19 protein-coding genes are annotated in these 23,609 nt (G+C 36.3%); 10 read left to right on the forward strand and 9 right to left on the reverse strand.

From position 1 onward, the window contains the following. Positions 1–94: 94 nt before the first annotated feature. The 3 genes from rimP to infB all read left to right on the forward strand — a co-directional run bounded on the left by rimP (position 95) and on the right by infB (position 4,973). Positions 95–559, forward strand: a complete 465-nt coding sequence (rimP, locus tag ACTJKN_RS11580) for a ribosome assembly cofactor RimP (protein ID WP_440825112.1) — start codon at positions 95–97, stop codon at positions 557–559. A 2-nt stretch (positions 560–561) separates the two neighbouring features. Then, on the forward strand, positions 562–1,806 hold the full coding sequence (nusA, locus tag ACTJKN_RS11585) for a transcription termination factor NusA (RefSeq protein ID WP_029274497.1): 1,245 nt from the start codon (positions 562–564) through the stop codon (positions 1,804–1,806). A 62-nt stretch (positions 1,807–1,868) separates the two neighbouring features. Next, a complete protein-coding gene (infB, locus tag ACTJKN_RS11590) occupies positions 1,869–4,973 on the forward strand; it encodes a translation initiation factor IF-2 (protein ID WP_440825113.1) in 3,105 nt (1,034 codons plus the stop codon). A 241-nt stretch (positions 4,974–5,214) separates the two neighbouring features. On the opposite strand, the gene ACTJKN_RS11595 is transcribed toward infB, so the two are convergent. Both ACTJKN_RS11595 and ACTJKN_RS11600 read right to left on the reverse strand, forming a co-directional pair. After that, positions 5,215–6,294 carry an acyltransferase family protein gene (locus tag ACTJKN_RS11595; RefSeq protein ID WP_440825115.1) on the reverse strand — a complete coding sequence of 360 codons (1,080 nt, stop codon included), beginning with the start codon at positions 6,292–6,294 and terminating at the stop codon, positions 5,215–5,217. A gap of 2 nt (positions 6,295–6,296) precedes the next feature. Continuing rightward, entirely contained in the window at positions 6,297–7,325 is a 1,029-nt protein-coding gene (locus ACTJKN_RS11600) for a hypothetical protein (RefSeq protein ID WP_440825116.1), read from the reverse strand. A 441-nt stretch (positions 7,326–7,766) separates the two neighbouring features. Between ACTJKN_RS11600 and ACTJKN_RS11605 the strand changes: the two genes are divergently transcribed. Continuing rightward, a complete protein-coding gene (locus ACTJKN_RS11605; RefSeq protein WP_440825117.1) occupies positions 7,767–8,663 on the forward strand; it encodes a glycosyltransferase in 897 nt (298 codons plus the stop codon). Between the two features lie 4 nt (positions 8,664–8,667). Here ACTJKN_RS11605 and ACTJKN_RS11610 read toward each other — a convergent pair whose 3' ends face one another. The 6 genes from ACTJKN_RS11610 to ACTJKN_RS11635 all read right to left on the reverse strand — a co-directional run bounded on the left by ACTJKN_RS11610 (position 8,668) and on the right by ACTJKN_RS11635 (position 15,766). Beyond that, entirely contained in the window at positions 8,668–9,474 is an 807-nt protein-coding gene (locus tag ACTJKN_RS11610; RefSeq protein ID WP_440825119.1) for a DUF5672 family protein, read from the reverse strand. Between the two features lies 1 nt (position 9,475). Then, positions 9,476–10,300, reverse strand: a complete 825-nt coding sequence (locus ACTJKN_RS11615; protein WP_440825120.1) for a glycosyltransferase family 2 protein — start codon at positions 10,298–10,300, stop codon at positions 9,476–9,478. Between the two features lie 217 nt (positions 10,301–10,517). Then, positions 10,518–11,684 carry a glycosyltransferase gene (locus ACTJKN_RS11620; protein WP_440825122.1) on the reverse strand — a complete coding sequence of 389 codons (1,167 nt, stop codon included), beginning with the start codon at positions 11,682–11,684 and terminating at the stop codon, positions 10,518–10,520. 9 nt (positions 11,685–11,693) lie between these two features. Further along, a complete protein-coding gene (locus tag ACTJKN_RS11625; protein WP_440825124.1) occupies positions 11,694–13,514 on the reverse strand; it encodes an ABC transporter ATP-binding protein in 1,821 nt (606 codons plus the stop codon). 239 nt (positions 13,515–13,753) lie between these two features. After that, on the reverse strand, positions 13,754–14,827 hold the full coding sequence (locus tag ACTJKN_RS11630; RefSeq protein ID WP_440825126.1) for a glycosyltransferase family 4 protein: 1,074 nt from the start codon (positions 14,825–14,827) through the stop codon (positions 13,754–13,756). Between the two features lie 63 nt (positions 14,828–14,890). Then, entirely contained in the window at positions 14,891–15,766 is an 876-nt protein-coding gene (locus ACTJKN_RS11635) for a glycosyltransferase family 2 protein (protein ID WP_440825128.1), read from the reverse strand. Positions 15,767–15,824: 58 nt separating this feature from the next. Between ACTJKN_RS11635 and meaB the strand changes: the two genes are divergently transcribed. Continuing rightward, entirely contained in the window at positions 15,825–16,724 is a 900-nt protein-coding gene (meaB, locus tag ACTJKN_RS11640) for a methylmalonyl Co-A mutase-associated GTPase MeaB (RefSeq protein ID WP_440825130.1), read from the forward strand. A 57-nt stretch (positions 16,725–16,781) separates the two neighbouring features. Here the strand turns inward: meaB and ACTJKN_RS11645 are convergent, their stop codons facing one another. Next, positions 16,782–18,071: an aminopeptidase P family protein gene (locus ACTJKN_RS11645; RefSeq protein WP_440825132.1), complete on the reverse strand. Its 1,290-nt coding sequence runs from the start codon at positions 18,069–18,071 to the stop codon at positions 16,782–16,784. Between the two features lie 171 nt (positions 18,072–18,242). On the opposite strand from ACTJKN_RS11645, the gene ACTJKN_RS11650 reads away from it, so the two are divergent. The 5 genes from ACTJKN_RS11650 (at position 18,243) to recG (ending at position 23,233) form a co-directional block, all read left to right on the forward strand. After that, positions 18,243–19,589 carry an OmpA family protein gene (locus ACTJKN_RS11650; protein ID WP_440825134.1) on the forward strand — a complete coding sequence of 449 codons (1,347 nt, stop codon included), beginning with the start codon at positions 18,243–18,245 and terminating at the stop codon, positions 19,587–19,589. Between the two features lie 97 nt (positions 19,590–19,686). Further along, positions 19,687–19,824, forward strand: a complete 138-nt coding sequence (locus tag ACTJKN_RS11655) for a DUF6728 family protein (RefSeq protein ID WP_317130071.1) — start codon at positions 19,687–19,689, stop codon at positions 19,822–19,824. An 11-nt stretch (positions 19,825–19,835) separates the two neighbouring features. After that, complete coding sequence (locus ACTJKN_RS11660; RefSeq protein ID WP_029274517.1) at positions 19,836–20,216, forward strand: RidA family protein; 381 nt, start codon at positions 19,836–19,838, stop codon at positions 20,214–20,216. A 2-nt stretch (positions 20,217–20,218) separates the two neighbouring features. Then, positions 20,219–21,121: an EamA family transporter gene (locus ACTJKN_RS11665; protein WP_440825137.1), complete on the forward strand. Its 903-nt coding sequence runs from the start codon at positions 20,219–20,221 to the stop codon at positions 21,119–21,121. Positions 21,122–21,127: 6 nt separating this feature from the next. Beyond that, the gene (gene recG / locus ACTJKN_RS11670; RefSeq protein WP_440825139.1) at positions 21,128–23,233 is read left to right on the forward strand and encodes an ATP-dependent DNA helicase RecG; all 2,106 of its coding nucleotides are present in this window, start codon (positions 21,128–21,130) and stop codon (positions 23,231–23,233) included. The last annotated feature ends 376 nt before the right edge of the window (positions 23,234–23,609 follow it).

Genomic DNA, 23,609 nt, shown 5'->3' on the forward strand with positions numbered 1-23,609 from the left:
TTTGATTTTTTCTAAAAAATTACTACATTTGCATCGTAATCGAAGAAAAGAGAAGGGGACAGTGTCCCCTTTTTCTATGAAATCAGGTTAAAATATGCAGGTAGAAAAGAGAGTTGCAGCCCTCGTTGAGGAAAAAATAGCAGATCGGCCAGAGCTGTTTCTGGTTGAGGTGAAAATGTTGCCAAACAATAAATTAATTATCCATGTTGATGGCGACGAAGGTATTAGCATACAGGATTGTGTGGCCATAAGCAGGCATGTTGGTTTTCATCTTGAAGAAGAAAACGCAATAGAACAGGCTTATAATTTAGAAGTTTCTTCGCCAGGTGTTGGTGAGCCTTTAAAATTAATCCGTCAATACAATAAAAATATTGGCCGTACAGTAAGCATTAAGCTGAAAGAAGGATTAAAAAAAGAAGGGAAACTGCTGGCGGTTACAGAAAATAATCTGCTGATTGAAGAATCGGTTAAAGAAAAAGGGAAAAAGGCGGTAGCAATTCAAACAGCTGTTCCGTTTAATGATATATTAGAAACAAGTGTGTTAATTTCATTTAAGTAAAAATGAGTACTACAACAATTAATTTGATCGACTCTTTTCAAGAGTTTAAAGATTTCAAAAATATAGATCGCCCAACGGTGATCAGTGTGCTGGAAGAAGTTTTTCGTAGCATGTTGCGTAAAAAATACGGAACAGACGAAAACTGTGATGTTATCGTGAATCCGGATAACGGTGATTTGGAAATCTGGAGAACGAGAAAAGTAATGGAGGATGGATTTTCTGAGGATGATGATTTGGAGATTGAGCTTGCTGAGGTTTCTAAATTAGACAGTACTTTAGAAGTTGGCGATGATTATATCGAACAGATTACTTTAGAAAGCTTCGGCCGTAGAGCAATTTTAGCTGCCCGTCAAACTTTGGTTTCCAAAGTATTGGAATTAGAGAAAGACGAAATCTTCAAAAAATATAAAGACAGAGTAGGCGAAATCGTAACAGGTGAAGTTTACCAGGTTTGGAAGAAAGAAACTTTGGTTTTAGATGATGAAGGTAACGAACTTTTAATGCCTAAAACAGAGCAGATTCCAGCAGATTATTTCAAAAAAGGCGATTCTGTAAGAGCAGTAATCTCTAAAGTAGAAATGATCAATGCCAATCCAAAAATTATCATTTCGAGAACCGCACCAGAATTTTTGCAACGCCTGTTCGAACAGGAGGTTCCCGAAATTTTCGACGGTTTAATTACCGTTAAGAAAATTGTTCGCGAACCAGGAGAGCGCGCTAAAGTTGCTGTCGAATCGTATGATGACCGTATCGATCCTGTTGGAGCGTGTGTAGGTATGAAAGGATCACGTATCCACGGTATCGTTCGCGAATTGAAAAACGAAAACATTGATGTGATTAATTTCACTAATAATATTTCATTATACATTACCCGTGCTTTAAGCCCGGCAAAAATCACTTCTATTAAATTGGATGATGAAACCAAACATGCATCGGTTTACTTAAAACCAGATCAGGTTTCATTAGCAATTGGACGTGGCGGACACAATATTAAACTGGCTGGTAAATTAACTGGCTACGAAATTGATGTGTATCGCGAAGCTGGAGAAGAAAACGACGAGGATGTTGATTTAGAAGAATTCTCAGATGAGATTGATAGCTGGATCATTGATGAATTAAAGGCTATCGGTTGCGATACTGCTAAGAGTGTACTAGCACTTACAGTAGAAGATTTGGTAAAACGTACCGACCTTGAAGAGGAAACCATTAAAGAAGTGGTTCAAATTTTGAAGTCAGAATTTGAATAAGTGGTGTAATTGCCAAATAAACACTACTTTTGTATTAAATAAAAAACAATAACAGGAGCTAAATGTCAGACGACAAACCAATCATTTTAATTAAAGCTATTAAAGAACTTAATATAGGCATGGGTACGGCCGTTGAGTTTTTAAACAAAAAGGGATTCTCTGCCGAGAAGAGCCCTATGTTTAAACTTACGGGAGACATGTATAATGCCTTATTGAAAGAGTATCAGGGAGATAAGATCGTAAGAGAAGAAGCCAAACAAATAGTGATTGGTAAAATACGTCGTGACGAGCCTGAGACTGAAAAGCCAGTAGAAGCGCCGAAGAAGAATACCGATTTTGAGAAAAATGAAGAGATTTTAATTAAAAATGCTCAATCATTTACGCCTCCGGTAGAGAAACCAAAGGTTGTAGAAACCCCTAAGGTAGAAACGCCAGCGCCAACACCAGCCCCTGCGGCAGCAGTAGAGCCGGTAAAAGAAACTAAGGCAGAAGATAAGGTTGAAGAAACTGGATTGCCAGGGGTTAAAATTGTAGGCAAGATCGATTTAAACGATCTTAACTCGAAAACACGCCCGGCTAAGAAAGAAGAAACACCTGCTGCACCGGCACCTGTTGTAGAACAGCCGGTGGTTAAAGCGCCCGAGCCTGTAAAACCAGTTGAACAACCTAAAGTGGAAGAAAAACCGGTTGAGGTTAAAAAGGAAGAAACACCTGTTGCACCAGCACCAGCTGTAGAACCGCCAGTGGTTAAAGCACCGGAGCCTGTAAAACCAGTTGAACAACCTAAAGTGGAAGAAAAGCCAGCTGAAGCAAAACCGGTAAGCAACGAGCCTGAGGTTATTAAAGCACGTACCGTTAAATTAACCGGTCCGAATATTATTGGTAAAATTGTTTTACCAACAACTCCGGATAGAAGAAACGGTCCGGTAGCATCATCTAGCGATAGCGAAGCTGCTAAACGTAAGCGTAAACGCAAAAAAACTCCAGGAGCACCGGGTCAACCAGGTCAACACGGTGGTCAAGGCCAGCAAGGACAAAATAATCCTGCAGGTCAGGGCCAAGGTCAAAGTGGTACACCAGGGCAACCTCGTACACCTTATCAGGGTAATAGACCAGGCGGTGGAACTCCATACCAAGGTAACAGGCCAGCAGGACAAGGCGGAACTCCATACCAGGGAAATAGAAATAACAACAATAACAGACCAGGTTTCCAAAATAGAAATGCTACACCAAGCGGACCTAAAGAAGAACCTACTGAGAAAGAAATTCAAGATCAGATCAAAGCAACACTTGCCCGTTTAAGTGGTGCTGGTAAATCAGGTAAGTTTGCACAACGTGCTAAATTACGTCGTCAGAAACGTGATGATGTAGCGTCGAATGCAGAAGAGGCTGCAAATGAGCTTGAATCGCAATCGAAAATATTAAAAGTAACTGAATTTGTTACGGCGAATGAGTTAGCAAGCATGATGGATGTACCGGTTACCAAAATTATTGGTACTTGTATGAGCCTAGGTATGTTCGTTTCAATTAACCAACGTTTAGATGCTGAAACCTTAACCATCGTTGCTGACGAGTTTGGTTACGAAATTCAATTCGTTAAACCAGATGAAGATGAAGAAAATGTAATTGAGGAAGAAGATAACGAGGCAGATTTAATCGAAAGAGCTCCGGTTGTTACGATTATGGGTCACGTCGATCACGGTAAAACCTCGTTGCTGGATTATATCCGTAAAGCAAACGTGGTAGCTGGTGAGGCAGGTGGTATTACCCAGCACATTGGTGCTTACATGGTAACCACACCAACCGGTAAAAAAGTAACCTTCTTAGATACTCCAGGTCACGAAGCTTTTACAGCGATGCGTGCACGTGGTGCTAAGGCTGCCGATATTGCCATTATTGTTATCGCAGCTGATGATGCGGTGATGCCTCAAACTAAAGAGGCAATTAACCACGCACAGGCAGCAGGCGTACCATTGGTATTTGCTTTCACTAAAGTAGATAAACCAGGTGCAAATGCAGATAAAGTGCGCGAGCAATTATCAGTAATGAATATCTTGGTTGAAGATTGGGGTGGTAAATATCAGTCGCAGGAGATCTCAAGCAAAAGCGGTTTAAATGTTGATTTACTTTTAGATAAAGTATTATTAGAAGCCGAATTATTAGAACTGAAAGCAAATCCGAATAAGAGAGCTACAGGTACTGTAATCGAGTCGGCATTAGATAAAGGACGTGGTATTGTAACTACGGTATTGGTTCAGGCCGGTACGTTAAGAGTGGGAGATCCAATCTTAGCGGGTAGTTATAGTGGACGTGTAAAAGCATTAACCAACGAGCGTGGTGCTAAGGTAGAATCAGCAGGCCCATCACAACCGGTACAGGTTTTGGGTATGCAAGGTGCACCTACAGCAGGTGATAGATTTAATGCTTTAGAAAGTGAAACCGAGGCACGTGATATTGCAAACAAACGTATGCAGTTACAACGCGAGCAGGGATTACGTACGCAGAAACACATTACATTGGATGAGATTGGTCGTCGTTTGGCTATCGGTAACTTTAAAGAGCTTAACATCATTGTTAAGGGTGATGTGGATGGTTCAATCGAGGCATTAGCCGATTCATTGTTGAAATTATCGACTGAGCAAATTCAGATCAATATCATCAGTAAAGGTGTTGGTCAGATTTCAGAATCTGATGTATTGTTAGCTTCGGCTTCTGATGCGATCATTATTGGTTTCCAGGTTCGTCCATCAACAGGTGCACGTAAACTTGCAGAAGCTGAGCAGATCGATATCCGTTTATATTCTATCATCTACGATGCAATCAACGAGATTAAATCAGCGATGGAAGGTATGTTAGATCCAGAATTTGAAGAGAAAATTGTGGCTAACGTTGAGATTCGTGAGACTTTCAAAATTACTAAAGTGGGTACCATTGCAGGTTGTATGGTATTGGATGGTAAAATTACCCGTAACAGCAAGATCCGTATCGTTAGAGATGGTGTTGTAGTATACACAGGTGAACTGGCATCGTTAAAACGCTTTAAAGATGATGTGAAAGAAGTGAATAAAGGTTACGAGTGTGGTTTAAACATTCAGAACTTTAATAACATCGAAGTTGGCGATATCGTAGAAGCTTACGAACAAGTAGAAGTAGCTAGAAAACTGTAATTCTACAGTAAGTTATAAAAATTAGAGTGGCCCAAAAGGCCACTTTTTTTATGCGAAAATATTTTGATCTTAAAAATATCAGATGATTTTAAGTTGCTACTCAGATTGAGATAGCTTGATGAAGCAGAATAAAAGAAGCTGTATTAAAGTAAAATTGGGCCCCTGCGAATCGAATATTTGAAATGCTCCTGTACAAATGAAAATGAAAAGGAGGCTGTGTCAACATTTATTCAGAACTCTTTTATCTTCCCACTATCCATCTTGCCCTCTTGCTTTTATTAATCAGGTAAACTATTAAAATTGATCCTGTATACACTACCGCAAATGTTAATAATTGTATCGCCAGAAAATAATAAGCAGATCTATTTTCAAAATTGATATGGAGTGGCCTGAAAATTAAAGGCATTAATCTAAATATTAAAATTTGATGTACCAGATATATCCCAAAGGTAAGTATACTAGGGTTAAATCGTTTGATCTGGATTTTAGCGCCAAGCTTATATAAAAAAACAAAGCTCAGTAACGAGTAAATTATATTAGTTATCCTTAAAGTATTAAAAGGATCTGCAGGTAACAGCTTAAGGAGGTAATAGCTCTCTAAACTTGCCAGTGAAAAGGAGATAATTAATAATATAAAAATTAAAGACATTGAGGTTTTGCCTGCAATAAATTTAAACTGATCATAGTATTTATTGATCTGTACACCTAACCATAAATAAAATATAAATCCAAACAAGGCCGTAGTATGCGAAGTAGGAATAACATCAATATAAAGGTTAACAGAATAAAAAAGTGACAATAATAAAAGTGCAGCACCAAGTTTTATAGAATATAAATATTTCCTGAAAAGGAGCAGTATAGCTATACATATAAGGAAGTTGGGTATAAACCAAAAACTTGTATTAAAAACAATATTTTCGATGCTTAATAGTACATTCGGAATACTTATGGTAAGGAATGGATTATCTCCATATTTGAGATTTTTTACAATAATATCCAAATAGTTAGTAATTAACAGGATTATTACCCAAAAAAGCCAGGGTTTCAGCGTGTTTTTTATTCTTCTTTGAAGATATTCTTTCGTGCTATATTTCGTAAATTTGTCGCCGATTAAAAAACCCGCCAGCAAGAAAAAAATTATAGTCCCAAACTTAAAAACCTGTAAGCTAAAAATCTGAACTATTTTTTCGTTTAGCGTATTAAATTTAGCACCAAAAAAGAAGGAACTGTGTTCCATCACAATTCCAAACATAGATATGAAGCGCAACGAGTCAATGAAGTCGTAATTTATTTTAGAGGAATTTATATTAGAGGTACTCAAATTTAATTTTTATTAAAGACATGGTTAACGGCTTGATCGAAGTTTTCTTTTTCAGACAAGATTTTCTGTTTGTAATCGCTAAATAATTGAATTTTATCTTCAAATTTATTTAAAGTTAACATAATTTGGTTGGCAACTGCTTCCGGACTATCAACAGCCTCATTAAATTTAAAACCTTCCGGTAAAGGCACATCCTCTTGATATGCGGCAGAGCCCTGGCTTCCGGTAATCACACAACATGACATTAAAATTGCCTCACGGGGCATACGTTCCTGGCCTGGGTGATAGCCAAAATCTACATAAAGTTTACTCTTGTTCATCCAATGTGCTACTTCATCGGGCGACATATTAATCAGTGCTTTCCACGATAAGTCGGGGCAGAGCGCTTTCACATGTTCTAAATATTCGCCATTCTTTTTCGGATTGTATAGTACAAAATCTTCTTTTTTAACATGACTGGCTATCTTATTATAGAAGGATTCACTCATGTAATCAGAGATTTTTCCAATGATTTCCATCTTGTTTTTTTCTAAGAAATCTAATGAAAAATAGGAATGTGCCAAACTTAAAACACCTTTCCGCTTGAGTGCTTTAATTGTTGCAAGTGGCTTATACTTTTTAGGAAATAAAAATGACTTGAGCGAATAAAAATTTTTGTGCTTTACTGCGTTCTTAGCGCTATCTAATACAATTTGATAATTTGTAACGCTAAGCCACCAAACTATTTTTTTGGTAGAAGAAAATTTTTCTTCGAAGACAGGATCTAAGAAAGTTTCAGGTAGAATAAGGAAATTGTTTCTATGATTATCGATTTTATCTACAAATGGAACATTGTACTTAATATATGATTCATGCACTGGATGTTCACCTTGGTGATAAAAATAATACATGTACACTTGATGACCTAATTCTATCAATCTTTTACCAAGCTGGTGTAGTGCTTCAGGCCCTCCGGTAGCATAATTCGATGGGCAAAAAATGTATATATGGGCGTTAGGTTTGATCTGTATCAATTCAAAACTTTTTCTCAAAAATAGTCAATTATACCGTAAAAGTTTAATATTAGGTATGAGCTTCAAGGAAATCGCCTTTAAAAAATTACAACTTCGTATTCAGTTTTGCAATACCAAAGAGTCTGTCGCTAAAACTTGAGGAGATGCTATATATAGCAACCAACCTGCCAAACTGTTTGTGAAACCACACAGGGTGAAAATCATTCATAATCTAATGCCTGCCTACTATTTGGCACCTCTATTTAAAATACCCAAAATAAATGCTACTAATGCACGAATAGCTATGTTTTTATTGCAAATAAACTTTTACTATTCGTGCATTCGTGGCGATAAACCAATTATGGATAGTCATGAATTTTAAAAGCGATTTCCCTTGTGAGCGCTTCGAATTAAGGTCAAACGGCATCGAAAATGGCACTTATGCATAATTTTAATATCTTTGACATTTGCTAAAAAGCTATGATTTCAATAATAATATCCTCAGTCGATAAACACAACCTAGAAAATATCCGTAAAAATGTTGCTGCTTCAATCGGGGTGCCATATGAAATAATTGCATTTGATAATGGTAAGGGAGAAAAAGGAATCTGTGAAATATACAATGAGGGGGCGAAGAGCGCAACTTTCGATATTTTATGCTTTATGCATGAAGATATCATAATTAAAACTCCAAATTGGGGTACTACAGTTATTAACAATTTTGCTCGAAATAAATCCCTTGGACTTTTAGGTATAGCTGGTAGCTCATTTAAGACACAAGCACCATCTGGCTGGGGAACGCCTGTTTATGAAGTTGACACTAATTTTTATAACTACGAACAGCATTTTAAGCATAGTGGGAGAGAGGCAATGCATGCTTATCATAACCCAAGAGGTAAAATGTTAGAAAAGGTTGTCGTTTTAGATGGTGTCTGGCTTTGCACAACTAGAGCGGTATTATCAAATTGCCGTTTTGATGAAGATTTATTTAAAGGTTTTCACTGCTATGATTTAGATTTTAGCCTAACCGTAGGCCAATATTTTGATGTTGCTGTAACTTTTGATATTCTATTAGAGCATTTTTCGGAAGGAGGTTATAACAAAGAATGGTTTTCCGATACGCTGAAACTTCATGAAAAATGGCAAGCTGAGTTACCCAAAACAATAGAACCAATTTCAAATAAGCTTATAGCAAAGATGGAAAAAAGGGCTTTGTTGAGGATTTTGTTTAAAATGGTTCAACTAGGGTTTACCAGTCAGTATATTTTTGCTTTTCTAAGCAATTACAAAAAACAAATAAAAATGAGTAATAAACTATATTTAAAGCACATTTATTATTTATTTAAAATTATATATTTGGGTAAAACGATAGATTGATAAATTATAGCTTGTAATCAAAAGCCTCAATTTTATCCTTCCAGAATTCAAGGTTTTTATCCCATGCATGGCAACCAAAAGGTATGTTTCCTTTAATTAACGTCATTGCCCTTTGTGGAGCTGTTTCAATGGAAAAGTTTAATGCCTCTTTATAAGTAGGGATTTTTATTCTCTTCTTCTTTCGATTCACTTCTATGGTCCAAAACATGTCTTCATGATAATCGCTGCTGTTCCGGCCAACGTAATTTTCTACGAGTTCTTTTTCTTGAATACAGATATTATAAAAAGATTTAACTTTTCTCAATGAAAAGCCTCCATTGCCGACATGATTGTATAATTGTCGCGCAATATCAGGCCGACCTTGTTTATCAAGTAAATTATATCTTCTGTGCAGGTAGGATCTAAGTTTCTCTTTAGTCTTTTTAAATAAAGTTGGGAATTCTTTTTCTCTCAACCATGGGGCACCTATATAATCATAACCTAAGCTGCACCAATATTTTAATTCATTTTTAAATACGAAAGCATCCAATTGATAGATGAGTAGATAGCTATAATTCAAGAATTTCTCATAAAAGAGTTCCGAAAGCATTAAATCGTTGTAACTAAATACGCTCTTAAAATAAAAACTTGGGAAAGACACCTCACTATAAGAGAATCCTATCTGCATATTCGATATATCTAAATCATCTGGTTTGAGTATTACAATATCAAAATCAGACAATAACTTTCCACATTGGGTCAAAGCTATCTTTTCATAAAATGAAAGCTCGGACTTGTAAACTGGTATTACAATTACGCAAGAACTATCCATTTTAATTTCTATTAAATTTTGGCAAAAATAAAAGTATAATATTCATAAAGCCTTTTAAAATTTTATAGGCTATTGGATGCTTTTTTATATGCATAAATTGTTCTGCCTTTTTAAACTTTATCTCTTTCCAATATTCATAGTCCTTAACAAATTCAGGGAAATATCTGTTCAAAGAAGCATCTCTTTCTTTATCGATTTCTGGATGATTCTTTGAATTTGCGGATATTCCAGTTCCATCATAAGTTACAATTACACAATCTAAGTGTTTGTATGAAGCCTCGCGTTTACAAATTGCATAAGTGAAAAATTCCCAATCAGCTACAATTTTGAGATTTTCATCATATAAAAAAATATCCTTAAACAGCTTCGCCTTAATAAAACTTGCTTGATGAGAGATATTTTGTTCATAAAAAAAAGCAAAATTTAACTTTTTAGGAAAAGTGCGAATCTCTTGTTTTATTCCATCAATGTGTAGGATATCTCCATAGTAAATATCGTATTGACCATTTAATTCAGCATTCAGTTTCTCTAAAATGGTATTATCAATTAAAGAATCCCCACTATTTAAAAACATTAGATAATCACCTGTTGAAATCTTAATGCCCTTATTCATTGCGTTATATATGCCACTATCAGGTTCAGATACATAATAGCTAAAAAATGAAGAATATGTATTAAGGACATCTTTACTTCCATCCAAACTATTCCCATCAATAACGATAAACTCAAAATCTTGCCAGGTTTGGCTTACCACGCTTTGAATTGTTTTTTGTAACCCCGCCTTATTGTTGTAATTGATAGTTATAATTGATAATTTTTTACCCATAATAAAAATTTTGAAAAAATGTACTTTTATCCACTATTAATGACTTCATTTATTAAAATAATTTTGGCTAATACACGCTATTTAGGTCTATTTTAGTTTATTCACAAATCGATTCTTTAATTCATATCTCTATTAAATTATCTTGAAAAAACTGCCTTTCCATTACACTTCCTTGCAACAAAAAAGTTATTAAATGCGCTCAATTTATTTTGAGTGATTAAACTATTTCAAAAACAGTATCAAGATTTTTGTAACAACGTTCTTTTTCATAATTAATGCTAAAAGCAGCAAAGGCATTTTCTGCCTGTTTTTTATATTCCGATTCGTCTGTTAATAGTTTCATGATGTTATTTCCGAATTCAACAGGATCATCACTAACCAAACAACCATTGTCTGTCTTGTTGATCAGTCCATCGATCCCACGGGTATTACAGACGATCGGTAAACCATAAGATAGCGCTTCTACTACTTTTATCTTGGTTCCGGTGCCAGTAAGCATAGGGCATAGCGCTACTTTAGCATTTTGGTAATAGATTGATAAATCTTCGGCAAAATTTACGGAAACAACATTCGGCGCCTTTATTGAAAGATGCTCGTTTATCTGTCCAATGACGCATATCTGTACATTGGTTGGTAATAATGGGTACACATCCTTAAAAAACCAGTTGGCGGCTTTTTGATTATGTACATTATCGCTAGCTACATATATCAGATCAAACGACTTTTCATTAATATTATGAATGTTTTGTGGTTTATCAAGCATCATTGGCGCTAACACTACCTTGTTTTTACAGAATTGACTAAAGATATACTGTTCTTCGACAGAAATGGCTAAAGCAATATCAAATAAAGAAATTCTCCTGATCTCTTCTTTAAAAGCCTGGCCAATATTAACTTTTTTTTGAAGTTGAGCGGTTATAAAATCGTGTGTATCAATTACTTTTATCGATTTTTTTGTTAGGTGATTATCTTCTACCAATGTAGCCCAACTGGCATAATTAATAAAGATGTAATCGTAATTGTTCTTTTTTAGAATTTTTTTGAAAGCCCTTTTAAACCTTAAGGTCACCAATTCAGGGAATTGAAGCGGAAAGAACCAAGCCTTATTCTGATAGAAAAAATTTGGCAGTTTATAAAAAAGCAGATAATAGAGAATGTTCTTTTTAGATGGTTTTTTTTTAATTACATAAGTATTACTGGCTAAGCCTGCTTGTTCAAATGCTTTAATATCTGTTTCGTTCCATTTTCCGGTGAAATATTCGCTTACAAAATCAATTTCAAAATTCCTTGATTTAAAATAGCTTAACATGCTTAAAGCCCTGGTTCTGTTGCCCGCGTTTTTTTTAAGCGGGTTATCAGGCATAAAAAATAGTACTCTACTCATCTAAAATATTTAGTCGTTAAAGGCCTGCATATCAATTAAACGCTTGTACAAGCCATTTTTAGTCATTAATTCGCTATGGCTTCCGGTTTCTACAACACTACCTTTATCAATCACTACGATTTTATCCGCGTGTTGTATTGTACTTAAACGGTGAGCAATTACAATTGAGGTGCGGTTTTTCATCAGGTTATTTAAGGCATCCTGAACTAATTTTTCAGATTCTGTATCTAAGGCTGAAGTAGCTTCGTCTAAAAGCATAATTGGAGGATTGGCTAAAACCGCTCTGGCAATACAAACCCGTTGTTTCTGGCCGCCTGAGAGTTTATTTCCTCTATCGCCAACAAAAGATTGATAACCATTTTCAGTATTTTCGATAAAATCGTGCGCATTTGCAATTTTCGCTGCGGTAACAACTTCTTCCATTGTGGCATCTGGTTTGGCAAACGCGATGTTATTAAAAATGGTATCGTTAAATAGAAAAGACTCTTGATTAACAGTTCCCATTTGCGCCCTGATGCTTTCAACAGTAAGCTCCCTATAATCGTGGCCATCAATTTTAATCACCCCTGATTTCGGATCATGAAAACGGGGAAATAAATCCATCAATGTGCTTTTTCCGCCTCCTGATGGACCAACCAAGGCTAGTGTTTTTCCTTTCTCAATATCAAAAGAGATGGATTTTAGAATTTGTTTATCCCCATAGTTGAATGATACATCCTGAAGACTGATGACATTGTTAAAGCCATCCAACACTTTGGCATCGGGTTGATTAACGAGCGATGGCTTTGTGTCTATTAAATCTAAAACACGTTCTCCGGCAGAAATTCCAGAATGTATTCCGCTAAACGAATCGGTTAAAGCTTTAATAGGTTGCATTACCTGAGAGAATGTTGCCAGGTAAACCACAAAATCTGCCGCTTCAAGATCTCCCTTTCCGCTTAAAATCAAGGTGCCACCATATAATAAGATAAATACGACAACCAAAACCCCGAGTGTTTGCGAAACTGGGGAAGCAAGCTGCTGCCTTCTTGCCATCTTTCTGTTCAAAAACGAATAAAACTTGTTTTCGTCATCGAACTTTTGCTTCATTCTTTCTGTAGAATTAAAGGCTTTGATAATCTTTATTCCACTGAGCGATTCATCTAAAAATCCGATCATTTTTGCAAAAGATTCATGCGATTGTGTTGCCTGCTGTTTTAATCTTTTTACTATTTTGCTGATAATAAAACCAGATATTGGGATAACCAGCAATGAAAACAACGTTAATTTTAATGAGATGGAGATTAAAACCCCTACGAAGAACATAAGCTGTAACGGTTCCTTAAAAACCACTTGTAGGGTATTGGTTACGGTAAACTGAACCACCTGCACGTCAGATGCTACCTTTGAAATGATATCGCCTTTGCGCTCATTATTAAAGTAGCCCACGTGTAAATTCATTACGTTATTAAAAACTGTTTTTCTTAAGTTTAATAAAGTATGCACGCGCAGATCTTCCATAAAACGCTGAGAAAAATAACGGAATAAATTAGATAAGAATACCGTTGCAATAATAACAACGCAGATAATTTGCAACGCATGTATTTTATCGTGTGCAATTATGGCATCCATGTAATCATTAAACCTGCCAAGAAAATTTAATGAGCCTGTAACTTTATCCGGTTTAATGTTCGTAACCGCTTTGCCAAGAAACAAAGCCTGCATCAGTGGGCCTAGTAATGTGAATAGAAAAGTATTAAAAACTATGGCGAATAATGTTGCAATAATATAAGGTATGGCAAACTTTTCGATGGGTTTGGCAAATGATAATAAACGAAAATATGTTTTCATTGAGTATTGTATATGTAACAAAACCCAGGAAGTACCTGGTCGGGAAAAAAATATAATAAAATCCGAGCAAATGTACGGTTTTTCATACATATGAATAAGATCGTGAAACCCAACGTAATTAAAATTACAATTCGTGGGTTTTAGAATGGATTGAGATGCAGTTTACGGGGATGTATTGCGTTAACAGTTGGGCACTAATATTTGATTCTTATCATTGAATACAGGATTAGGAACTGTTATTAAAACTTACTTTTGTTGTTTTCCAAACATTCCTGATATAAATTCAGATACTGGTTGGCCGCAATTTCCCACGAAAATTTTTCTGCTTGTGCAATTGCTTCTTTAGCGCGATTATTTTGGGCGAAATCATTCATTCCTTTTTTAAATACTTCCTGCATGTGTTCAGGTTCAAAATTATCAAAGTAATAAGCCACGTTGCCGCCAACCTCTGGGAGTGAGGTGAATTTAGAGAGGAAAACAGGTTTTCCAAAGTGCATGGCTTCTATTACAGGAAGACCAAAACCTTCAGCAACAGAAGGGAATAAAAAAGCATCGCAATTTTTGTAGTACCAGGCTTTATCTTCATCACTAATTGGCCCTGTAATGTGTACCCTATTCAGACAATTATATTTTTCTGCTTCCGCTAAAATTCGCTGTTTATGAGGTGTTTCCCTTCCAGAAATTACCAGTTCAAAATCGTTATCTTTTAATAATGCAGGTAATAAGTGAAAACCTTTTTGTACCGAAAGCAAACCAATGGTAAATAGAAATTTCTTTCTTGGTTTAAAAGCTGGCTGATGATTTTCATCTGAAACTAATTTATCGGCCCCGTTATAAATTACACTGATTTTATTTGCTGATTCAGGAAAATAGTGTTTCACATCATTTGCAACAAACTGCGATATGCATACAATTTTATCACACTGTGATATTAGCTTACCTAGTTTTTTTAAATATACCTGGATTCTGTGTGGCTTACTAAACTTTAAATGAACCTTATTCATATCATGAATGGTCATTATTTTTTTTGCGTTTACTTTGCTAGGTCGTAATCTGCAGGTCTGATCAGAGAGATGAACAACTTCGAAATCATTTTTTTTCTTAAAAAATAACCGATCTAATCTCGAAAGATAAATGATATCAACCAAGCCGTTAAAAAGATATTTTGTCTGTTTGAAAAGATAAAATTTTAATTCAAATTTTCCTTTGTTTTCCTGGATTAATGCGTCGCCTAATCCTTTTCCAAACGAAAAATAGCCACAATTGGCATCTTTCATCGAATCAAAAGTTACTAAGACCTTAGGCTTTTCCATTAATTAAATAGTGTATTTAGAAGAAAAAAAATTATGCAAATATAGACAGATTTAAATTGTAGACTACTTTACAATTTTATAATTCCGGTATTCGAACAAACGCATTCCTGTTAAATCTTCAATTTTTTGCAAAACCCTCCTGCGGAAATTCATTTTTGGAGTTTCCTTGGTCAAATCTTTTTCAAATTTCCAGTTTGCGGCAGCAATTCTTTCTTGCATTACTTTTGGATGGCTACCTTTAAAATGAATTAAACGATCGGCATTGTGCATATCATAAGTTTCCTGCACGGGATAATTCTCTTCAATCCATTCTTCTGTTTGATAAAACTGATTAAAGTTCCGCACTTTACCTTGTAATCCTTTTGGTGGTTTAACCCAGCCATAATGATAAATGTAAGCATCAATTAACTTAACTTTAAGTTTTCTGTCGTTAATTCTGAAGCCTTGCGCGTCGCGGTAAGATCTTACCCCAGTTAAATTTTTTATAATCCGAACCTCTCTTCTATACCAGCGTCTGGATTCAGCCAGATAGTCATAAGAAGCATAAAAATGTTTGTATTTTAAAAGTAAGGCTTCTACATTGCTGTTGTTCAGCTCTAGCTCCATTTCTTTTTTGATCAGGGGGAGATAATCTTCATGTATGGCTTCATCACCTTGAATGTAGATCATCCAGTCGGTATCTTCGTTTATTTCTGCTAAGGCCTTATTGGTTTCATCAGCAAAAACACGACCGCCTTCCCTTATACTGTCATCCCAAACGGTATCGATGGTCCTGATTTTAGGATCGATGCTTTTAACCATTTCAGAAGTCTCGTCAGACGAGTTACCCAGTGCAACTACAAAATCATCACATAAAGGTAAGACTGAAAGTATGGCTTCTTTTGCTGGATAATCGTTTACAATTGCATTTCTTAAAAAGGTAAAACCGGTAACTTTCATTATGGGGATGCTTTGTAGCTGATAATTTTTGTTTATTTGTACAAAGATAGTTTTATTGATGAATACGCATCTATCCATTTTAAGCGAAGTAAAAGCCGGGAATTACAGGGTTTTGGCAAGGACGTTAACCCTTGTCGAAAACAACATTACACCTGCCAGTTCGATTTTAAGAGATTTAGATAGTCGGGTTAATGTGCCGGTTTTAGGTATTACCGGACCTCCAGGTGCCGGTAAAAGTACCCTGGTAAATGCAATAACTGGTCATTTTGCTACGAAAGGAATGCGCATCGCAATATTGGCAATAGATCCTACCTCTCCATTTAATTTTGGCTCTTTGCTGGGTGATCGTATCCGTATGGCTGGCCAGTTTAACAATCCAAATGTTTTTATCCGTTCGTTAGCTACACGGGGCGCCCTGGGTGGTATTTCGGCGAAAACCATCGAAATGGTCGATGTTTTAAAATCAGCCAATTTTGATCTGATTATTGTAGAAACTGTTGGTGTTGGGCAATCGGAAGTAGAAATTGCCGGATTAGCAGATAAAACCATCGTGGTGCTGGTTCCCGAATCGGGTGATGAGGTGCAGCATATCAAATCTGGTTTGATGGAGATTGCCGATTGCTTTGTGATAAACAAGGCGGATAGAGAAGGTGCGGATGTTTTTGCCAATAATTTAAAGAAAATTGTTCATCAGGGCACCAAGACAATTCCAATATTAAAAACAGTGGCCGATAAAAATGCAGGTATCGATGAATTATGTGCTTGGATAATCAAGCCACTTACTGCTGATCATAACCGAAGGGCTTTTCTGTTTGCAGAGAAAGCCTGGAGACTCATTCAACATGAAAAAATGAAGATTGTTGATAAAAAAAGGCTGCTAGAAAAAGTTCAGGCAGCCTTAAAGCAAGATGATTTTAATATTTATCGTTTTGCTGATGAATTTATCAGTAATGGTTAACCATTTAGTTTTTTGAAATTGCTAACTGAGCACTGCAAACTGGAGATTGTAAACTGACTAACTATTCATAATCTCCTCAATTTCCTCAGCTTCTAATGGGATATCGGCCATTAAATCTACATTTCCGCTTGCGGTGATAAGAATATTATTTTCCAAGCGGATACCCAGGCCTTCTTCCGGAATATATATTCCTGGTTCAACAGTTAAAAAATTGCCCGCTGCAAATGGTGTGTATCTTCCGGCAAAGTCGTGTACATCAATTCCTAAATGGTGCGAGTTGCCATGCATAAAGTATTTTTTATAAGCCGGCCACGCTGCCGTTTGGTTCTTCACATCTGTTGTAGAAATAAGTCCAAGATTAATCAGCTGCTCAGTCATAATTTCGCCAACTTGTTCATGGTAGGTGTTCCATATTGTTCCTTCGCCAATTAATTTAATCGACTCTTTCATTACGTGCAGTACTGCATTGTATACCTGTTTTTGTCTTTGGGTGAACCGACCGTTAACAGGAATGGAGCGACTCATATCTGCATTGTAATTGGCATATTCGGCGCCAAAATCGAAAAGTATTACGTCGCCATCTTTACATTCTTGATTATTATCGTTGTAATGAAGGATATTGGCGTTGTGACCGGAAGCAATAATAGGGGTGTAGGCATGGCCTGTTCCGCCTTGTCGGATAAATTCGTGGATAATCTCTGCTTCAATTTCATATTCTTTAACACCGGGCTTGGTAAATTTTAATACCCTGATAAAGGCATCGCGTGTTATTGCTGAAGCCTTTTTAGTTAGTTCAACTTCAATATCTGATTTAATGGCACGTAAATTTCGCATAATTGGTGCCGAACGTTCATAATGATGCAATGGATATTTCGTCCGCATTTTCTCAATGAAACGGATATCACGATAAGGAACTTCATGGGCATACCTATCATTTTCATTTGTATTTAAATAAATATGATCAGCATAGTTTACAATGCTATGCAATATATTATCGAAATCTTCTAACCAATATACCGCTTGAATACCCGATGCAGCTTTAGCCTGCTCTTTAGTGTATTTGTATCCTTCCCAAACTTTAATGTAATCGTTAGTCTGTCTTAAAAACAGGACTTCTCTGTACAAAGGATTAGGACAATCAGGATATAATAGCAATATTGTTTGTTCTTGATCAATTCCAGATAAATAAAATAAATCAGGGTTTTGCTTAAAAATGAAGTTCTGATCACCACTTCTAGGAAATTCATCACTTGAGTTGAATATAGCTAATGAGTTGTTTTTCAAGTAATTAGAGAAGTTTCTTCTGTTTAAAATAAATAATGACTGATCAATAGTAGGATATTTCATGAAAATGGTATTTTTATATGGGCAATGGCCAAATGTAATAAAATGATTAATTACTGTGAAGTTTGGAACGGAGTTTGTATAAAAGTTTGAAAATTTAAAATTTTGTTTAATTTTGGCATTACTAAAAAATTAATCAATTAAATTGTTTAACCCTTAAAAAAGAAAAAGATTATGAATTATTCTACTTTAAAGAAAAGTGTTGCACTTTCTTTAGTGGCATTAACAGGAGTTGCTTCTCTTGCTGTCGCTCAAGATGCACCTGCAACAACTTCTGCTACCAAGGTATTTGGTGGTAGAGGACAGTACAGAACTTGGTCTATCGGTGTACATGGTGGTGTTTTAATGCCAGTTGTTGCTATCGGTGGTTCAAATGACTTCAACAAATGGGATGCTAACTTAGGTTACGGTTTAAACATCCGTAAACAATTAGGTCACTCATTCGGTTTAGAATTAAACGGAACTCGTGGTAAACTTTCAGGTACTAACGAAGGTATTTCTAACCCAGCTGTAAAAGACTTCGAAACTGAATTACAATATGCTGTAGATTTACGTGGTGTTGTAAACGTAGGTTCTATCGATTTCTTACGTCGTGAGAACTCAGTAGGTTTCTTTTTAACTGCTGGTGCTGGTTACATGGCTTATGCTCCAAAAATTACTTTAGCTAATGGTTCACAAATCGACTGGAAAGGTAAAGCTACTGGTCCTGCTGATGACAAACATGATGCTAAAGATTACGTAAAAGGTTTCTACATTCCAGTTGGTGCTGGTGTTAAATTCAAAGTTTCTGAGCGTGTTAACTTTAACTTAGGTTACACAATGAACTTTGTTGATGCTGATAACTTAGATGGAGTTTATGCAAAAGGTCAAACTAAAGATAAATTCTCTTACGGTTATGCTGGTTTAGAATTCTCTTTAGGTTCTTCTGCTAAACCAAGTTTAGAGTGGACTAACCCATTAGCTACTATGTACGATGAGTTAAAAGATCCAACTTTACGTCAAGAAGTTGAAGCATTGAAAAACCGTGTTTCTGCTGTTGAAAAATCTGTTGAAGATTTGAAAAAAGATACTGACGGTGACGGTGTTGCTGATCAATTCGATAAATGCCCAGGAACTCCTGCTGGTACTGCTGTTGATGGTTCAGGTTGTCCTCTTCCAAAACCAACAGTTGATTCTACTGCTACTAGCAATGTAACTGGTTTCGAAAAAATCGGTTTCGATTTCAACTCTTCAGTTTTAAAAACTGAGTCTTACCCTACTTTAGATAAATTATCTTCAGTGTTACGTGAAAACGGTGGTAAAGTAACTGTAAACGGTTACGCTTCAAGCGAAGGTACTGCTGCATATAACTTGAAATTATCTAAAGACAGAGCTAACTCTGTTAAAACTTACTTAGTAAACTCTGGCGTTAACGCTAGTCAAGTTGCTACTAAAGGTAATGGCGAAGCTAACCCAATTGCTTCTAACGATACTGAAGAAGGTCGTATCCAAAACCGTCGTGTTGAAACTGCTAGAAACTAGTATTTCAATATAAGATTTAAAAAAGTCCTGATGAAAGTCAGGACTTTTTTTGTGCCTTTTAATTTTCTGTGTTGAGCTTTTTAGCTAAGTTTGCGTTATGTACTTCTTTAGAAAAAAGGATCCGAACAGGCCAAATAATATCAATCTGAAAATTATGCATTTTATAAATGCATTGGCCATCTTAATTTTTCTTGCAGGTATCATCTACAAGCTAATCCAATGGCTTGCTAAATAACCCTAAATTGTATGAAACAAATTATCAAAACAACCAATGCTCCAGCTCCAATTGGACCATATAGCCAAGCTGTACAAGCCGGAAATTTTTTATTCGTATCAGGCCAAGTGGCCATTAACCCCGAAAATGGAGAATTAAATATTGGTAATATTGAAGAAGAGACGCACCAGGTAATGCGTAACCTTAAAGCAGTTTTGCTTGAAGCAGGTTTAACTTTCGATAACGTGGTAAAGTCTACCATCTTCTTAAGCGATATGGGTACCTTTGCTCAGGTAAACGAAGTTTATGGGCAGTATTTTACTGCTGATTTTCCTGCGCGTGAAACGGTTCAGGTTTCGGTATTGCCTAAAAATGTTAATGTAGAAATTTCTGTAATTGCCATTGTAGGCTAATTTTGGCAGATAGTAAAAGCAAATATTTTATAGCGGGCATTGTTCCTTACATTATCTGGGGAACAATGTCTATACCTTTGCGTAACATAAAAGGTTTTCCACCACACGAAATTTTATACTACAGGATATTTATTTCCATCATCGTAGTTTGGGCAACCATTTTTTTATTCAGAAAGGAAGCATTAAAAAATGATTTGAATTTCCTAAAATCATTAAGCGCCCATAAGAAAACCAGATTATTGCTGCTTACCGTAGTATCGTCATTTCTGATCACGGGAAACTGGTTCACCTATATTTATGCCGTAAATAGCGTAAGTTTAAGATCAGCCGCCTTTGCCTATATGGTATGCCCACTGTTAACCGCACTCTGTGGATTTATCATTTTAAAGGAACAGTTAACGAAGGCTAAAATTATTGCCCTGATCATTGCATTTATAAGCATTATCCTATTGGCAACAGGCTCTTTACACGAAGTAATGTGGGCCATTATCATCGCGTCTTTTTATGCCTTATATGTTGTTGTGCTAAAAGTAATTAAAGATGTAGATAAGTTTAATTTTTTGGGTGTTCAGTTAATTTTATCAGGATTAATGATGCTGCCATTTTATTTTGTTAATGCTGCACCTTTTCCTACCGAAACCTTCTTTTGGCTGCATATATTGTTGATTGCCATTGTATTTACCATTGTTCCACTCTTTTTAAATTCGTATGCACTGTTGGGCATGCCTTCGTCGGCCCTGGGTATTTTGATCTATCTCAACCCCATAGTTGCATTTACCGTTGCATTTTTCTACTTTAAAGAGAAAATAGATCTGCATCAATTTTTTGCCAATTTGCTTTTGCTGCTATCGATCGTTATTTTTAATGCGCAGTTGCTAAAGAGTGTTGTTTACAAGAAACAGTAAAATATTTTGTTTAATTCGGTATTAGATACACCTGTTGAGTTTTTAAAAGGCGTTGGGCCAAGCCGTGCCGATGTTTTGAAAAAGGATCTCGGGCTGTTCACTTATCAGGACATGCTCGCGCACTATCCCTTCAGGTATATCGACCGTACAAAATATTTCAAGATTAACCAGATTAATCCTGATTCGCAATATATCCAGATTATTGGGCGTGTGATCAGCAAAAAAGTAATTGGCGATAAAAGGGCAAAACGTATTGTTGCTGTTTTTAAAGATGAAACCGGAATCATGGAATTGGTCTGGTTCCAGAGTTTAAAATGGGTTGATGATAATATCACAGTTGGTACTGCTTACGTGGCCTTTGGGAAACCAACCATCTTTAACGGTACATTCAGTATCTCACATCCAGAAATGGAACTTTACCAGCGTAAACAGACGGGGCGAGGGAATTTAACCTTACAGCCAGTTTATAACTCAACAGAGAAGCTTAAAAAGTTTAATCTCGATTCAAAAGGCTTACAACGTTTAATCGCTGGCCTGTTGGATCAGATTATTCCCCAGGTTCCCGAAAATTTGCCGCAATACATTATTGATAAGTATCAGCTACCAGATAAAAGATTGGCCTTGCTGAATATTCATTTTCCTAAAAATCAAAAAGATTTAAGTGCAGCAGAAAGACGCCTTAAATTTGAAGAGTTATTCTTCATCCAATTACAGCTTTTGCACAATAAACATTTGCGCCAGTTAAAATTTAAAGGTGTAACTTTTGAAAAGGTTGGTGAAAAAGTGAACCGCTTTTATAATGAGTTTTTGCCTTTCGAATTAACTAATGCACAAAAGCGTGTGGTTAAAGAAATTAGGATAGATACACAACGTGGTGTGCAAATGAACCGGCTTGTTCAGGGCGATGTAGGAAGCGGCAAAACTGCGGTTGCACTGATGAGTATGCTGTTGGCAAATGATAACGGCTACCAGGCTTGTATGATGGCTCCAACGGAAATTTTGGCCCGCCAGCACTATGCCTCTATTACAGAACTTGTAACCAACGACCTCGTGCGTGTTGCTATCCTTACAGGAAATACCAAAAAGAAGGAGCGTACTGTTTTGCATGAGCAATTGGAGAATGGAGAAATCGATATTCTGATCGGAACACATGCCCTGATAGAAGATAAGGTTCAATTCAAGAATTTGGGTCTGGTTGTGATTGATGAACAGCATCGTTTTGGTGTAGAGCAACGCGCTAAGCTTTGGCGGAAAAATATCATTCCCCCACATATCCTCGTGATGACCGCTACGCCAATTCCACGTACTTTGGCCATGACCTTATACGGCGATCTTGATGTTTCGGTTATTGACGAATTACCTGCGGGCAGAAAGCCGATAGAAACCAAACATCTTTTTGAGGGCCAACGCCTCAGGATGTTCGGTTTTATGAAGCAGGAAATTGCTAAAGGCAGGCAGGTTTATATTGTTTATCCTCTAATTAAGGAAAGTGAAAAATTAGATCTTTTGCACCTCGAAGCTGGAATTGAGCAGTTGAGCTATCAGTTTCCAAGGCCAGATTATCAAATGAGTATTGTGCACGGGCAAATGCCCAATGCCGATAAACAGTTCGAAATGCAGCAGTTTATTGATGGTAAAAGCCAGATTATGGTAGCCACTACCGTAATAGAGGTGGGCGTAAACGTGCCTAACGCTTCGGTAATGGTAATTGAAAATGCCGAACGGTTTGGGCTTTCACAACTCCACCAGTTACGTGGTAGGGTAGGCCGCGGTGCAGAACAGTCTTTCTGTATATTAATGAGTGGAAATAAACTGAGTAAAGAAGGTAAGATTCGTTTGGAAACAATGGTAAGAACCAACAACGGCTTCGAAATATCAGAAATAGATTTACAGTTACGTGGCCCTGGCGATATTACAGGGACTCAGCAAAGCGGCGTTTTAGATCTGAAGCTTGCCGACCTGGCCAAAGACCAGATTATTTTGTCGGAAGCACGTAACACCGTAATCGCACTTTTTGAAGACGATCCGCAGCTGGCAAAGCCAGAAAATGCAATCTTAAAAGCCTATTTGCAAAAATTAGAAAGAGGTATTTCTTTCGACAAGATAAGCTAATCTTGCATTGAGATTGAATGCTTCTAATTATTAAGAATTTTCTTCTCTTCCTATTTTGCAATAATATTTAGTGCTGTATTATTAGTGCTACTTTGTGTAGTTTGAAATTATTTTTTTACTATTCAGCCCCTTATAAATATTATTTTACCCCCTTTTTTTTACCTCCTAATATTCCTATCTTGCGTGTAACCAAGTGTGAACTGTAGCGTCGGCAAGTCCAAAATTAGGTACATCGTACCTTGTAATTTTTAATCCCAAAAATGAATTTTGAACTAATTAAAGTCGATTTAATATGGTTAACAATGATTTATTGGCGTAATTAGAAGGGAGCCTTAATTTTTTTGATGTTAAGTGGTGTAAGCAATTATGTCGATAA

The organism is Pedobacter sp. 22163 (assembly GCF_052045595.1).
Taxonomy (GTDB): Bacteria; Bacteroidota; Bacteroidia; order Sphingobacteriales; family Sphingobacteriaceae; genus Pedobacter.